Origin of the sequence: Brevundimonas sp. TWP2-1, assembly GCF_049897645.1 — a bacterium.
Classification (GTDB): Bacteria; Pseudomonadota; Alphaproteobacteria; order Caulobacterales; family Caulobacteraceae; genus Brevundimonas.
The window spans coordinates 392,847-407,414 of record NZ_JAFCWR010000002.1 but is presented as its reverse complement, the minus strand read 5'-3'; the positions used below and the strand labels follow the sequence as shown (position 1 = coordinate 407,414).

Sequence of the window (14,568 nt, the reverse complement as noted above, 5' to 3'; positions counted from 1 at the left end):
GATGTAGCGGCCCGGCCATCATCAGTCGGGCTGCTACTACTGGCATGGTAAACTGCGCGCAGAGAGCGGCCGGTTCCTACACCTTCACCTCCACCAGCCCGCCCCCGGCGCGGAACTTCGCGCTCATCTCCGCCATGCCGGCCTCGGCCTCCGCCAGTGAACCGCCCGCGTCGTTCTGGGCCTGGGCATCGCGGCGGATGTCCTGGCTGATCTTCATGCTGCAGAACTTGGGGCCGCACATGGAGCAGAAGTGGGCGGTCTTGTGGGCTTCCTTGGGCAGGGTGGCGTCGTGGTATTTGCGGGCGGTTTCGGGGTCGAGGCCGAGGTTGAACTGGTCCTCCCAGCGGAACTCGAACCGGGCGCGGGACAGGGCATCGTCGTGCAGGCGGGCGGCGGGGTGGCCCTTGGCCAGGTCGGCGGCGTGGGCGGCGATCTTGTAGGTGATGACGCCGTCCTTGACGTCCTGACGGTCGGGCAGGCCCAGATGCTCCTTGGGCGTGACGTAGCAGAGCATGGCCGTGCCGAACCAGCCGATCATGGCCGCGCCGATGGCGGATGTGATGTGGTCGTAGCCTGGGGCGATGTCGGTGGTGAGGGGGCCAAGCGTATAGAAGGGCGCCTCGTGGCAGTGTTTCAGCTGCTCATCCATATTGGCCTTGATCTTGTGCATCGGCACGTGGCCGGGGCCCTCGATCATGACCTGGCAGCCCTTGGCCCAGGCGATCTTGGTCAGTTCGCCCAGGGTCCGCAGCTCGGCGAACTGGGCCTCGTCATTGGCGTCGGCGATGGAGCCGGGACGCAGGCCGTCGCCCAGGCTGAAGCTGACGTCATAGGCCCGCATGATGTCGCAGATGTCCTCGAAATGCTCGTAGAGGAAGCTCTCCTTGTGATGCGACAGGCACCATTTGGCCATGATGGAGCCGCCGCGCGAGACGATGCCGGTGACGCGTTTGGCGGTCATCGGCACGAAGGGCAGGCGCACCCCCGCGTGGATGGTGAAATAGTCCACGCCCTGTTCGGCCTGTTCGATCAGGGTGTCGCGGAACACCTCCCACGTCAGGTCCTCGGCGACGCCGTTCACCTTCTCCAGCGCCTGATAGATGGGGACGGTGCCGATGGGGACGGACGAGTTGCGGATGATCCAGTCGCGGATGTTGTGGATGTTGCGGCCCGTCGACAGGTCCATGACGTTGTCGGCGCCCCAGCGGGTGGCCCAGACCAGTTTGTCGACCTCGTCGTCGACGCTGGAGAGGACGGCCGAGTTGCCGATGTTGGCGTTGATCTTCACCAGGAAGTTGCGGCCGATGATCATCGGCTCGACCTCGGGGTGGTTGATGTTGTGCGGGATGATGGCGCGGCCGCGCGCGATCTCTTGCCGGACGAACTCGGGCGTCACGAAGTCGGGGATGGAGGCGCCGAAGTCCTCGCCGTCGCGGATGCAGGGGGCGGTCTGCTCGCGGCGCAGGTTCTCGCGGATGGCGACATATTCCATCTCGGGGGTGATGATGCCGGCCTGGGCGTATTCGTACTGGGTGACGGGGCGGCCCTCGACGCCCTTGAAGACGCGGTGGCGGCTGGTGTCGAAACGGGGGGCCAGGTTCTTGCCGGACGCGTGGCCGTTGTCCTCGGGCTTGACCTCGCGGGGGTTCGCGACCGGGGCGATGTCGCCGCGATCCAGTTGCCACGACGACTTGACCAGGGGCAGGCCCTTCTTGATGTCGATGGTCACCGTCGGGTCGGTATAGGGGCCGGAGCTGTCGTAGATGGTGACCGGCGGCTCATTGGCGCTGGGGTGGACGGCGACCTCGCGAAAGGGGACGCGGATGTCGGGGTAAAGCTCGCCGGCGACATAGACCTTGCGGCTGCCCGCGCGTTCGCCGGTCGGGATGGTCCCGGTTTCGCGCATGACCGCGTCGCGCGCGTCTTTCAGAGCCAGATCCACATTGGGTTCTTCAGGAAGCGCGGGGGGCGTGACTTGGATGTTCATGGCGGCCTCAAACGGTTGAGGTCCGCCGACGTCGGGCGAGACGGTCCTGTCTTGAGGACCAAAAGCGTTTCCCATCCCTTCGCCGGCATGACCCGGATCAGGTTCGACGGGTCAGGCGGCTACGCCAATCTCAGCCGCTGGGCGCTTTCAGGCGAAGTGGTCGCCGGTTCGCCGCCCGGAAAGCGCCCACTTGAGTGGCGCGCCTTCGAACCGCTCGCTGGAACCGCTCGCTGAAGGCGCGCTGCGCGACCCCCCGGAGAACGCGATCACCCTAACGCGCCCGAGCCGGGAAGTCGAGTTGTCCGGTATCGTACACAAGTCCTTGTAGTTGCATCAGTTTTAATCGGTTATGGTCGGGCGACGGCCGGATTGCGGCTCTGGAGGAGAAGACGACATGAGCCTGGCCCTGGAACGCGTCGTCTATACCAGTAGAGCGCGCGGCGACGCCGACAGCCTGCTGATGCAGGTGGACATCCTGGCGGTGTCGCAGAGGAACAATGCGCGCGACGACCTGACCGGCGCCCTGATGATCCACGACGGCCGGTTCCTGCAGGTGCTGGAGGGGGCGGGGCCGGATCTGGATCGGCTGATGACGCGGCTGGCGAACGACCCGCGCCACGACGAGGTGGTGGTGATCGAACGCGCGTCCATCGAGGCCCGCGACTTCTCCGGCTGGGCCATGGCCAGCGTACGCGTGACGCCGGCGCTGGAGGACGTGCTGAGCGCCACCGTCGGCGGCGAAGGCTCGGCCCAGGAAACGGTCGAGCGGATGCAGCAGGCCGCCCTGGCCCAGGCGGCCTAGGGCGCGGACCAGCCCTTGACCGAGACGGACGCCGCGCGCGGGTCGGCGTCGAAGCGGAGGTAGGCCTCGGCGTGGCCGTGGCGCGGGACGTAGTCGAGGCTGGCGGTCGCGGTCTGGTCGCCCAGGACGCCCTCGATCTCGACCGCGGCGGCGGTGTCGTCGCCGTCGTTCTGGACCCGGATGGTGGCGACGTGGCCGGCGGCGGTGGCCTCGACCGCGACGATGCGGGCGCTGAGGGCCGGGGGCGCGGCGGGTTGCAGGGCCTCCCACACCACGATGGCGATGGCCGACAGGGTGACCACGGCGCCGACCACGGCCATGACCCATTGCAGGACGGGGCGGCCGGGGTCGTCGGACTTGGCTTTGGCGGGCGATTTGGCGGGCATGGATCCTCAGACCAGAAGGCGGGCGGCGGCGGCGCCGATGGCGGCGGGAAAGCCCAGCACGATGGCGATCTGGGCCACGCCCTGCACCGACAGCCCGTCCGTGCGCCCGAAGACATAGAGGGCGAACAAACTGATCCCCAGGGCGATGGCGTAGCCGGGCAGGGTGAAATGCATGAAGGCGTGCAGGGGATGATCCGCCTCTTCCTGACCGGCGAAGCCGGCGTTGAAGACGATCAGGTGCAGCAGCAGCAGCGACAGGGCGATCAGGGCCAGGACGTGCAGGGCTGTGGCCTTGTAGGCGATCAGGATGATCTCCTCGGTCGGGGCGATGTTCAGGGCGAAGAAGAGGGCGCCCGCCGCCATCAGGAACAGCTCGCCTAAATAGGAGGCCTCATCCTCGTCCGTGTCGCCGCCCCCATCCCTGCTGAGCTGACGTCGGGCCAGAAGCGCACCCATGGCGCCGGGCACGGCCTGGAGCGCGACCATGCCGATGGCCTCGTGCGGCGGGGCGTTCCACTGGACTACGCCGAACAGGATCAGCAGCACCGAGGCGGTGACGAAGCCGACCGCCAGGGCCACGGCGGTGTCGAGCATGTCGTTTCGAAACCCGCGCCGCGTTGAAAAGCCCGCATAATAGGCCAGGCCGTAGAGCAGGGGCAGGCCGGCAAGGATGAAGGTCAGCAGCCGCCAGCGCTCCATGGTCACGCCCTGCTCCCACATCTCCATCGTCATCAGCAGCGGGATGTTGAACACCAGGGCGCCGGCAAAGGCGCGGGCCAGATCGCGGACGTAGGCGCGCTCCTTGCGCAGGTCGAAGGGGGCGGCGGCGGTCATGGGGCGGCAACGCTTGATGAGCGGCTTTGGCTCCTTGGGCCTGTCACGTCCGCGCGCTATCAAGGCGGTGAACAGGAACCGTTCCCCATGCATCTCGCCCGTTTCGCACGCATCCGCCTGGCCCATCTGCCGACGTCGCTGGAGCCGCTGCCCCGGTTGTCGGAGGCGCTGGGCGTGGATCTGTGGATCAAGCGCGACGACTGCACCGGCCTGGCGGGCGGGGGCAACAAGACGCGCAAGCTGGAGTTCCTGCTGGGCGCGGCGTTCGAGCAGGACGCCGATACGCTGGTGACGCAAGGGGCGGTGCAGTCGAACCATGTGCGGCAAACCGCAGCAGCGGCGGCCGCGCACGGCCTGGCCTGCGAGATCATTCTGGAAGAGCGGACGGGGTCGAAGGCCAGCGACTATGTCGGCAACGGTAACGTGCTGCTGGACCGGCTGTTCGGCGCGAGCATCCGCACCGTGTCGGGCGGGACGGACATGGTCGCGGAGCTGGAGACGACGGCGGACGCCGTGCGGGCGCGGGGTGGCAAACCCTATGTCATCCCCGGCGGCGGCTCGAACCCGGTGGGGGCGCTCGGCTATGTCGATTGCGCGCGCGAGATCGTGGTCCAGGCCGACGAGATGGACCTGGAGGTCCACCGCATCGTGACGGCGACGGGCAGCGCGGGCACCCACGCCGGCCTGGTCGCCGGGCTGGCGGTCATGGGGGCGGACATTCCGGTGCTGGGCATCGGGGTGCGGGCGCCGAAGGAGAAGCAGGAGGCGAACGTCTTCAAACTGGCCGAGCAAACGGCCGCCCTGCTGGGCCAGCCGGGGCGGGTGACGCGCGAGAGGGTGGTCGCCGACTGCGACTATGTGGGCGAGGGCTACGGCCTGATCGACCAGGGGGTGATCGACGCCCTGACCCTGGCGGCGCGTACGGACGGGATCGTGCTGGACCCGGTCTATTCCGGCAAGGCGATGAAGGGGCTGATCGCCCTGGCGCGGGCCGGACAGTTCCGGGGCGAGACGGTGGTCTTCCTGCACACCGGCGGAGCGCAGGGGTTGTTCGGCTATCAGAGCGAGATCGAGCGGGCGCTGTAAGGGCGGTGAGCCGGGTGGACGCGCGCGAGGCGACCTTGACGTTGTTGGCCGCCCGTGCGGACGACGCGACCGTCTGTCCCAGCGAGGTGGCGCGGGCGGCGGCTGGTTCGGCGGGGGAATGGCGGGAGACGATGCCTGAGGTTCACGCGGCGGTCGATCAGATGGTGAGCGACGGGCTGGTGCGCCTGAGCTGGAAGGGGCGAAGGCTGACGACGCGGGCGGGGCCGTATCGGATCGGGCGCGGCGGATAGGAGAGACAGTATGACCAGAACCGATTGGCTTCAGTTTCTGTCCTACTACACGGGGTTCGGCGTGCTGTTGCTCGTGTCCGGTCTGGTCGTCGTGGTCGTCACTGTCCTTGTCGAGAGGCGCCGCGCCCGGCGGCGGAAGGATCGCCAATGAGCTCCATCAAAAGATGCCGAGGCGTGGGGTTCGCTTTTGGGCCAGGCGCCCACTTCGCAAACCGACCCATAGCGAACAGAGACGAAATCGGCGGATTCGGCGGTCATGTGCCACACGACGAGAGGCGCCGCTTGGGATGACTTTCGGCAGTTGGCGACAGGTGGATGAAGTGATGGACAAATTGCGCCATAAGGTTGCTGATGTCCGTAATGCTCGCCCTGGCGCTCCAATTGCTCGCAACGCCTACGCCCACTTCGCATTGCACGGGCGCGCGGCGAAACGAGGTATGCACGGAAACGGGCCGGGCTGAGCTGCGGCAAGAATTGGGGCTCCAGCCTTTAGAGGTGGAGACGACCCAAGGGGTCGAAGTCTATCGTGCATTCTACCTTGAGGGAGGCGGAGCACGGCCAGCGATTGCCTTCGTTCGCCGCCCGGGACGGAACCCGGCAGTCGAGGTAATGGCGGGCGGCGGCAGGTCGATGCGCGCCGATGTCCCCCTAGACGTCTGGCGTCAAGTTCAGGCTGCAGGCCAAATCGCCGACTTAGCCGTTGTTCCAAGGAGCGGCTCGGAGGGCGGCTGCATGGATGGTGGGGCGGTGTTCGCGGAAATCGGCGTTCCGACTACCGACTCGCGAAGCCCGGCAATCAATCGACAGCGGGCGGCGAGCAGTTGCGAAGACAGTGGGACACTGTTTTTTTCCCGCCTCCTAGTCCAACAGGCGGAGCGGCTGCTCCCCGGTTGCGCGGCTATTTCTCGCGACTTCCTTTCGGAAGGCGTGACACGACTTCATTTTTGCTTCCGGCTGACCGGCGACCAAGTTGCCGCCGCCGAAGTCATGGGTCTGGCGCACAGCGACGTGAGCGTCGGGGAAGATGACTCCGTAGCCCGCAAGCGAGCGGAGTGGGCTCGCGCCACGGGTGTGAATCCTTGGACCCGGCTGCGGTGGGCCGGTGAAGATGTTCCGCCAAACCCGGGCGGACGCGACGCAGGGGGAGCCACGGATTTCCTGATCGCCAGGTCGGAGGAATCGCGCGATCTGAGGTTCCATCCGGTTGCTTTCAATGGTGTGTCGGCCACGGTGGTGGAGGTGAGTGGGCACGCGTCCAAGTCCGCCAAACCAGAGAGTGGCTCGCTATACGCCGACTATCGTCAGGTCTGGCGGCGTATCGCCGGGCAAGAATGGCGCGTCACCGAGTGGTCGGTCGAACCGTTCGAACCCGTTCGATAGCATTCCCCTGAGCGCACTTCGTCCAGGCGAGATGTCGTCTTGCTGCGTCGAAACACCGAAGCTTTTTCTGGAGTAGCGGCATGACCAAGATCCTGGGCGTTATCGGGGGCATGGGGCCGGCGGCGACGGTGGTGTTTCTGGAGCGGGTGCAGGCGTTGACGCCGGCGCAGGGGGATGCGGATCACATCAGGGTTTTGATGGATATGAACCCGCAGGTTCCCGATCGGAACACGCGGCCGGGCGAGGCGGAGGTGGTGCTGGGTCAGATGGCGGCGCGGCTGGCGGCGGCGGGGGTGCAGGTGATGGCCATGCCGTGCAACACGGCCCATGCCCAGGCGGCGGGAATCCGAGCGGTGTGCGAGATGGATGGCCTGAGCTTCATCGACATGATCGCGGCGACGGCGGATGCGGCCGTCGTGTCGGGTGCGAAGCGGATCGGGGTGCTGGCGACGCCGGGCGGGAAGCGGCTGTACGGGCACGCGCTGGCGGCGCGCGGGGTCGAGGCGGTGCTGCTGGACGGCGCGGACCGCGAGGCCTTCATGGGGCTGGTCTATGGGGTCAAGCGCGGCGATGTGGGCGAGGCGGCGCGGGCGGGGATGTTGCGGTTGGCGGGCGTGCTGGCGGATGCGGGGGCGCAGGCCTTGATCGCGGGGTGTACGGAGGTTCCGTTGCTGCTGCGGGCGGAGGATGCGCCGGTTGCGTTGACGGACTCTGCCGAGGTGCTGGCGCGGGCGTGCGTGGGGGCGTGTGTGGGTTAGATGTCGTTTTCTTTCGTCATTCCGGGCGCAGCGTAGCGGAGACCCGGAACCCAGCGGCGCGCGAGAGCGCGAACCTGTCGCGGATTAGATGTCCCAGCATCCTGCGGCGGAAGCATCGCCTTCGGTGCCGCTGGGTTCCCCGGTCTCGCTACGCTCGCCGGAGAATGACGAAAGAGGGGTATGAACGGGGCTTGCTAGCCGGCCTCTGGGGCGGCAAACGAAGCGGGTGTCTATTCAGTCCCTTATCATCGATTGCGACCCCGGCGTGGATGACGCCGTGGCGCTGTTCCTGGCGTTTGCGGCGCCCGAGTTGAACCTGCTGGCGGTCACCACCGTGGGGGCAATGTCCCCGGCGCCCTGACCCAGCGCAATGCGCGTATCGTGCGCCAGATCGCCGGGCGCGAGGACGTGCCGGTGCACGGCGGGGCGGAACGGCCGCTGAAGCGGCCTCCGGCGGGTGCGGGCGCGTTCCATGGACCGGAGGGTATGGGCGATCTGGAGCCGTTCCAGCCGTCGGGCATCGTCGGCGACGGGCCGGCCGCCAACGCCATCGTCGATCTGGTCATGAGCCGGCCGCAGGGTTCGGTGGCGGTCGCCGTCATGGGGCCGATGACCAATCTGGCCCTGGCGATGCGGCGTGAGCGGCGGCTGGCCGACTGGCTGGGGCCGGTCGTGATCATGGGCGGTGCGCGGTCCGAGGGGGGCAACATCACCCCGTCGGCCGAGTTCAACATCTGGGCCGACCCGGATGCGGCGGCGGTGGTGTTCGGGTCGGGGTGCGAGGTGATCGCCCTGGGCCTGGACGCGACCCATCAGGTGCGCGCGACCGAGGACCGGATCGCCGCCATCGAGGCCATCGACAGCGAGGCGGCGCGGACGACGGCGTCGATGCTGCGGTTCTCGCAGCGGGTCGAGCGCGAGGTGGTCGGTTGGGATTCCGCCCCGCTGCACGACCCCTGCACCATCGCCTGGCTGCTGAGGCCTGACCTGTTCGAGACGCGGCCCTGCCGGATCGAGGTCGAGACGACGTCGGAGCTGACGCGCGGGCATACGGCGGTGGAGTTCCGGGTCGATCCGGCGACGGCGCGGCATCGCTGGGCCGTGTCTGCGGACGGGCAGGGGGTGTTCGACCTGATCGTCGAAAAGCTCAGAGATCAGGCGCGAGGGACGGGGGCATGAGGATCACCGTCGTCGGCTCGATCAACCTGGACCTGGTCGCCACGGCGCCCAGCCTGCCGGCGCCGGGCGAGACGGTGACGGGGGCGACCCTGGCGCGCCACCCCGGCGGCAAGGGCGCCAATCAGGCGCTGGCGGCGGAGAAGCTGGGGGCCGAGGTGTGCCTGATCGGGCGGGTCGGCGACGACGCCATGTCGGGCGAGGCCCTGGCCCTGATGGCGGACATGGGCGTCGATCTGTCGGGGGTGGAGACGGACGTGGCGGCGCCGACCGGCGTGGCCCTGATCGCCGTCGATCCGTCGGGCGAGAACCAGATCGTGGTGGCGGCCGGCGCCAATCATTTCGTGACGCCCGAACAGCTGCCGCAGCGGATCGAGGGCGCGTTGATCGTTCAGCTGGAGCTGCCGCTCGCGACGGTGGAGGCGGCGGTGGGCCGGTCGACGGGCTTCGTCTGCGCCAATCTGGCGCCCGCCGGGCCGGTGTCGGAGAACCTGCTGCGCCGCGCCGACCTGATCGTCGTCAACGAGATCGAGGCCGCCTACTATGGCGACAGCCTGCACCGGGGCGGCGGCCGGGTGGTGGTGACCAAGGGCGCCAAGGGCGCGGCCATGTACCAGCGCGGCGTCGAAATGGCCTGGGCGACACCGCCTGTGGTCGAGGCGGTCGATGCGACCGGCGCAGGCGACGCCTTCGTGGCGGCGATCGTCGTGGCGCTGCTGGAAGGCATGGACCCCGCCGAAGCGCTGAGGTTCGCCTGTGCGGCCGGGGCCGTCGCGGCGACGCGCGCGGGCGCTCAGCCGTCAGCGCCGGAGCGCGAAGAGGTCGAGGCGCTTTTAGGTCATCATCAATGAAGGGCTATCCCGCCGGGACGGTGTCCGGCCTGATGCTGGACCCGCGCAAGACCATCGAAGGGTGAACCGGGCGGCGGTTGGGCCGTTGGGTTGTCCGCAACCGATGGAGACGCCCGCATGCGCCGCAGCCCTCTGGCCGTTCTGGCCCTGATGTCCACGACGGCCCTGGCGGCCTGCGGCGACAACAGCCCGTCCAGCCCGGCCGAGACCTCGCCCGCTGTCACCGAAACGGCGGCAGGCGTGCCGGCTCAAGCGGCGCCCGCCGCAGGGATGTCGGGCGGAATTCAGGGCGGGACCGACGACTGGCGTCAGCTCGTCAATCCGGCCGACGCCAGCCTGCTTGGCCGGCTGGACCAGGCCTGGCGTCTGGGTCGCGCCGAGGCCGAGGATGCCGGTTTCGCCCGTCAGGTCGAGGCGCTGGGGCCGCTCGCCGATCCGAACGCGGCCCAGACCGGCCGCATCCAGCCGGGACCGGGCACCTATCGCTGCCGCACCATCAAGATGGGCCGTCGGGTCGAGGGCCAAGGGCTGGCCTATGTCGAATATCCCAGGTTCGCCTGCTCGGTCGAACTGACGCCGGGCGGCGACCTGGTCCTGACCAAGACGACGGGGTCGCAGCGTACGCGCGGCCTGATCTATCCCGACACCGACCGCCGCGCCGTCTATGTCGGCGCCCAGGCCTGGGGCGTCGACGAGAAGACCTTCCCCGCCTATGGCGAGAAGACCGAGCGCGATCAGGTCGGCGTCATCGAGCGGGTCGGCCAGAACCGCTGGCGCCTGGTCCTGCCGTGGCCCAAGCAGGAGGCCAAGCTGGAGCTGCTTGAGATCACCGGCTAGCGCGCGCCGGTCGAGCGGGCGATCGCGGCGCGCATACCCTCGGCGTGAAGCGCGCCGGACGGAGCGATCTTGGTGTTCGGCGTTTCGCTGGGCCCTAGATCGGCGGTGCGATCGTCCGGTCCGGTCCAGGTCGGGCTTTCGGCCTTGCGACGAACCGCCTCGCGCAGATTGTCGGTCGCCGTCGCGGACGTGCCGCCGGATTTACGCCGGTCCATCTCATCGGCGACGCGGGCAATGGCTTGGGTCAGCAGCGCCTTCTTCTCGCGCGCGCCCGCATCCGGTCCACTCTCTCCCGCGCGGACGCGTCCTCGGATCTGACGCTGCACCCGGTCGCGCCGCGCACGCAGCCGCCCGATCAGGTCGCGCAGTTCCGCCGGCGAGCGCTCGGCCAACGCCTTCGTCTGTTCGACCATATCCGCCTCGTCGCGATCCAGCGCGCGCGGGTTTGGGGTCTTGGACATGACGGTCTCCCTTCGATTGATGGGAAGACAGCGTCAGGACACCAGGGCCGTTCCGGTTTGCGACCCTGGGTCACAGGGTCATCCAAGGTCAAACGCGCGTCAGTCGCAAGTCCTGATAGTCATAGCTGAAGTCGATGTCGGGGCTGACGCCCTTCATCGTCGCCGTCGCCGGCTTGGCCGTCAGGATGGCGAAGGTGATGAAGGCGTCCTCCTCGCGCTTGTCCGGGAAACGGGTGCGGAAGGTCTCGCCGTCATACGGCTCCAGCCAGCCTTGCAGGGCGGGGGTGTGGGTGAAGGTCAGCCACAGCCCGCTCTTGCGATTGCGCCCGCGCCCTTCGGTCTTCGGCGCGATGACGATGTCGCCGTACCAGGGATCGCGCCAGGTTCCGGCGTAGGATTCAAGCGGCATGGACGGGGCGGCGCCGGCCGCCTGTTTGGCGTCGATCTCGGCGGCGGCGGCGATGGATTTCGCATTGCCGTCGGCCTCAAGCCGCTTGGAGTCGGCGATCCAGTCGACGTCGACCTTGCCCATGCAGATGTCCGAAATCCCCGAGCGCAGCGCGCGCAGCAGGAAGCTTTCCTCGGCGTTGGAGAAGATGCTGAAGCCGGTCTTGCGGCCGGGGATCAGCACGGTCGCCGAGATGCCGCCGGGCGAGCCGCCGCCGTGGCTGGCGATCCGCTCACCGCGATAGTCTTGGACCTGAAGTCCCATCGCATAGGTCGAGGCGATGGCCCGGTTGGGCAGTTCCGCCGTCGGTCCGGGCGACGACCCGACGATGATGTTGGGCCGAACCATCTCGCGCGCCGCCTCCTCGGAATAGAGCCGCGTCCCGTCCGCCAGCTTGCCGTCGTTCAGGCGCACGGCGATCCATTTGGCCCAGTCGGTCGGGGTGGTGCAGATGCCGCCCGCCGCAGCTGCGGAGTCCCAGTTCCAGACCTCGACGATGGACTTGGCGATCGGCGTCATCACGCCCTGGTAACGCAGCGGCGGCCCGACCCGGCCGTGGGGAAGGGCCGACTTGGCCGGATCGGCCAGACGCGCCAGCGGCACGGTCTCGGTCATGCCGACCTTGTCCAGGATGCGGGTCTGGATGAAATCTTCCCACGTCATGCCGGACACTGCCTCCAGCACCGCGCCTGCGACCACGAACATCAGGTTGCAGTAGTGGTAGCGCGCCCTGAACCCGTCTTCGATCGGCACGAAGGCGGCCTGGGCCAGCACCTCGGCGCGGGTGCGGTCGGAATTGGGCCAGAACAGCAAATCGCCGGCGCCCAGGCCGAACCCGCCCCGGTGGCTCAGCGTATCGCGCACCGTGATGTGTTCGCCGATATAGGGGTCCGACAGGGTGAAGCCGGGCAGGTAGGTTTTGACGGGTTCGTCCCACTTCACCTTGCCCTCGTCGACCAGGATGGCCAGGGCGGCGGCGGTGACGTTCTTGGTGTTGGAGGCGATGGCGAACAGGGTGTGTTCGTCGGCCCGCGCCGGCTGGCCCTGAAGCTTGACGCCGTATCCGCGCGCCAGGACGGTCGCCCCGTCCTTGACCACCGCGACGCCCAGCGCCGGCTGATCCGGCCAGGCCGCCATGCATTTCGCCACATAGGCGTCCACCGCCTGGGCCAGCGACGCATCGTCGTTCGCAGGCGCAGTCTGGGCGAAGACCGGCTGGGCCGCCAGCGCCGCCGCGCCTCCGGAAGCGAACAGGGAACGGCGCGACAGACGAAGGGACATAGGCAGGCTCCAGCGAAGACGCCGGACGCTAGCGCCCCTGCGCCGTCTAGGCCAGTCGCCACCGCTGAAGTTGCTCCAGCACGTCGGCGACGATCTGGTCCTGGGTGAAGCCGGTGATGTCGTGCGGGCGGACGCCGTCGCCGGTCTGGGCCATCAGCCGCCACTCCAGCAGGCGGCGCCCCTGGGAGGTTTCGCGCGCGGTCATGGTCGGTCGCGGGCGTGATCGCGCGCCGATGCGATAGACGAAGGTCCGTTCGCCGTGCCGCAAGGTCAGCCAGGCGGCGGCCTCGTCCGTGCCGATCTCGGCGTCCGGCTCTTCGGCCTCCAGGGCGGCGCGCACCGTCTCCAGCGCGGGCAGGCCGTGACGGTCGATCTCCTTGACGATGTCGGCGCGGCTGGCGGGGGCCAGGATGCGCTTCAGCCGTTCGGACAGGGGCGGGCCCTCGGTCTCGACGTTGCGCCCCGCCAGGTCCGCGTTCATCTGGCGCACCAGGCCGATCGACAGCAGGATCATGATCAGGACGAAGGGCAGGGCGGCGGCCAGGGTGGCGGCCTGAAGCGCGCCCAGCCCGCCCGCCAGCAGCAGCGTCGCGGCGATCAGGCCCAGCAGAAGGCACCAGTAGACCCTCTGCCAACGCGGCGTCTCGTCGGCTCCTCCCGAGGCGATGGTGTCGATCACCAGGGCGCCGGAATCGGCCGAGGTGACGAAGAAGACCGCCACCAGCAGGATCGCCAGGGTCGAGGTGAAGGCCGCGCCCGGCAGCTGTTCCAGGAAATAAAACAGGGCGATCGACAGGTCGGTCGAGACGGCGTTGGAAATCGCCCCCGCCGCCTGACCCATGTCCAGGCTGATGGCCGTATTGCCGAAGACCGTCATCCACAGGAAGGTGAAGCCGGCCGGCACCAGCAGCACGTTCAGCAGGAACTCGCGCACCGTCCGCCCGCGCGAAATCCGGGCGATGAACATCCCCACGAACGGCGACCAGGCGATCCACCAGGCCCAGTAGAACAGGGTCCAGTCCGCCATCCAGGCGCGCGGCTCATAGGCGTAGAGGGTGAAAGTCCGTTCGAAGAAATGGTCCAGATACAGGCCGAAGTTCTGGACCAGCGCCTTGAACAGGAAGTTGGTCGGCCCGGCCACCAGCACGAACAGCATCAGCAGTACGGCCAGGGTCAGGTTCAACTCCGACAGGCGGCGCACACCCTTGCCCACGCCGCTCATCACCGAGGCGGTCGCCGCCGCCATGACCACGGCGATCAGCCCCACCTGAACCCACGGCGTGTGGGGAATGCCCAGCAGATAGGTCAGGCCGCTGTTCATCTGCGACACGCCGAAGCCCAGCGAGGTGGCGATGCCGAAGGCCGTGCCCCAGATGGCGAAGATGTCGACGGCGTCGCCGATGGGGCCGTTGATCCGCTTGCCCAGCAGCGGCGACAGGCCCGACCGCAGGGTCAGCGGCAGGCCCTTTCGGTGCGCGAAATAGGCCAAGCTGAGCCCGACCAGCGCATAGATGGCCCAGGCGTGCGCGCCATAATGGAAGAAGGTGATCCCCATCGCTTCGCGCGCGGCGGTGAAGGTGCCGCCCTCGCCGGAGGGCGGGTTGATATAGTGCTGGATCGGCTCGGCGACCCCGAAATACATCAGGCCGATTCCCATGCCGGCGGCGAACAGCATGGCCAGCCAGGACAGGTAGGGGAAGTCGGGCTCGGCGTCGTCCGGCCCCAGTTTCAGCGCGCCCGTCGGCCCGATGGCCAGCACCAGCACCAGGCCCACGAACCCCGCGACCGAGGCGATGTAGAGCCAGCCGAAGGTGTCGATCACCCAGGCCTGGACGCTCTGGAACACACGGTCGGACTGTCCGGGGGCGACGATTGCGACAAGCAGCAGCATCGCGATGATGGCGCTCGCGCCCCAGAAGACGCGCGGGTTCATCTTTGTATTCAGCATCGGGTCAAAGCGTATGGCGAAGCTGGCGGTTCCCCGGACGCTCGACGAGCGGGCGTCTGGATGAAGAAGATGTAACTTTGCT

General features: G+C 68.3%; 14 protein-coding genes and 1 pseudogene. 9 read left to right on the top strand and 6 right to left on the bottom strand.

Annotated features, from left to right (window positions below; genetic code table 11):
• Positions 1-76 precede the first annotated feature (76 nt).
• Complete coding sequence (gene thiC / locus ACP7BH_RS12160; RefSeq protein WP_425987066.1) at positions 77-1,906, bottom strand: phosphomethylpyrimidine synthase ThiC; 1,830 nt, start codon at positions 1,904-1,906, stop codon at positions 77-79.
• A gap of 475 nt (positions 1,907-2,381) precedes the next feature.
• Here thiC and ACP7BH_RS12155 point away from each other — a divergent pair, with 475 nt between their 5' ends.
• On the top strand, positions 2,382-2,789 hold the full coding sequence (locus ACP7BH_RS12155) for a BLUF domain-containing protein (protein ID WP_425985545.1): 408 nt from the start codon (positions 2,382-2,384) through the stop codon (positions 2,787-2,789).
• On the opposite strand, the gene ACP7BH_RS12150 is transcribed toward ACP7BH_RS12155, so the two are convergent.
• Both ACP7BH_RS12150 and ACP7BH_RS12145 read right to left on the bottom strand, forming a co-directional pair.
• On the bottom strand, positions 2,786-3,175 hold the full coding sequence (locus tag ACP7BH_RS12150; RefSeq protein ID WP_425985544.1) for a hypothetical protein: 390 nt from the start codon (positions 3,173-3,175) through the stop codon (positions 2,786-2,788). The genes ACP7BH_RS12155 and ACP7BH_RS12150 overlap by 4 nt on opposite strands.
• 6 nt (positions 3,176-3,181) lie before the next feature.
• The gene (locus tag ACP7BH_RS12145) at positions 3,182-4,009 is read right to left on the bottom strand and encodes a TIGR02587 family membrane protein (RefSeq protein ID WP_425985542.1); all 828 of its coding nucleotides are present in this window, start codon (positions 4,007-4,009) and stop codon (positions 3,182-3,184) included.
• Between the two features lie 87 nt (positions 4,010-4,096).
• Here ACP7BH_RS12145 and ACP7BH_RS12140 point away from each other — a divergent pair, with 87 nt between their 5' ends.
• The 8 genes and pseudogenes from ACP7BH_RS12140 to ACP7BH_RS12105 all read left to right on the top strand — a co-directional run bounded on the left by ACP7BH_RS12140 (position 4,097) and on the right by ACP7BH_RS12105 (position 10,348).
• Positions 4,097-5,095, top strand: coding sequence for a D-cysteine desulfhydrase (locus ACP7BH_RS12140; protein WP_425985541.1), 999 nt, complete (start codon positions 4,097-4,099; stop codon positions 5,093-5,095).
• A gap of 35 nt (positions 5,096-5,130) precedes the next feature.
• The gene (locus ACP7BH_RS12135) at positions 5,131-5,346 is read left to right on the top strand and encodes a DUF3253 domain-containing protein (RefSeq protein ID WP_425985539.1); all 216 of its coding nucleotides are present in this window, start codon (positions 5,131-5,133) and stop codon (positions 5,344-5,346) included.
• A 10-nt stretch (positions 5,347-5,356) separates the two neighbouring features.
• On the top strand, positions 5,357-5,497 hold the full coding sequence (locus ACP7BH_RS12130; protein ID WP_425985537.1) for a hypothetical protein: 141 nt from the start codon (positions 5,357-5,359) through the stop codon (positions 5,495-5,497).
• Between the two features lie 596 nt (positions 5,498-6,093).
• A complete protein-coding gene (locus ACP7BH_RS12125) occupies positions 6,094-6,726 on the top strand; it encodes a hypothetical protein (protein WP_425985534.1) in 633 nt (210 codons plus the stop codon).
• Between the two features lie 80 nt (positions 6,727-6,806).
• The gene (locus ACP7BH_RS12120; RefSeq protein WP_425985532.1) at positions 6,807-7,484 is read left to right on the top strand and encodes an aspartate/glutamate racemase family protein; all 678 of its coding nucleotides are present in this window, start codon (positions 6,807-6,809) and stop codon (positions 7,482-7,484) included.
• A 226-nt stretch (positions 7,485-7,710) separates the two neighbouring features.
• Positions 7,711-8,663, top strand: a pseudogene (locus ACP7BH_RS12115) (nucleoside hydrolase).
• Positions 8,660-9,511 (top strand): ribokinase, encoded by an 852-nt coding sequence (locus tag ACP7BH_RS12110; RefSeq protein ID WP_425985530.1) that lies wholly within the window; start codon positions 8,660-8,662, stop codon positions 9,509-9,511. Before ACP7BH_RS12115 ends, ACP7BH_RS12110 begins: the two are co-directional and overlap by 4 nt.
• 117 nt (positions 9,512-9,628) lie before the next feature.
• Positions 9,629-10,348: a DUF4893 domain-containing protein gene (locus tag ACP7BH_RS12105; RefSeq protein WP_425985528.1), complete on the top strand. Its 720-nt coding sequence runs from the start codon at positions 9,629-9,631 to the stop codon at positions 10,346-10,348.
• Here ACP7BH_RS12105 and ACP7BH_RS12100 read toward each other — a convergent pair.
• The 3 genes from ACP7BH_RS12100 to ACP7BH_RS12090 form a co-directional block, all read right to left on the bottom strand.
• The gene (locus tag ACP7BH_RS12100; protein WP_425985526.1) at positions 10,345-10,809 is read right to left on the bottom strand and encodes a hypothetical protein; all 465 of its coding nucleotides are present in this window, start codon (positions 10,807-10,809) and stop codon (positions 10,345-10,347) included. The genes ACP7BH_RS12105 and ACP7BH_RS12100 overlap by 4 nt on opposite strands.
• Before the next feature lie 88 nt (positions 10,810-10,897).
• Positions 10,898-12,538 (bottom strand): serine hydrolase, encoded by a 1,641-nt coding sequence (locus tag ACP7BH_RS12095; RefSeq protein WP_425985524.1) that lies wholly within the window; start codon positions 12,536-12,538, stop codon positions 10,898-10,900.
• 46 nt (positions 12,539-12,584) lie between these two features.
• A complete protein-coding gene (locus ACP7BH_RS12090) occupies positions 12,585-14,471 on the bottom strand; it encodes a BCCT family transporter (RefSeq protein WP_425985522.1) in 1,887 nt (628 codons plus the stop codon).
• Positions 14,472-14,568 lie beyond the last annotated feature (97 nt).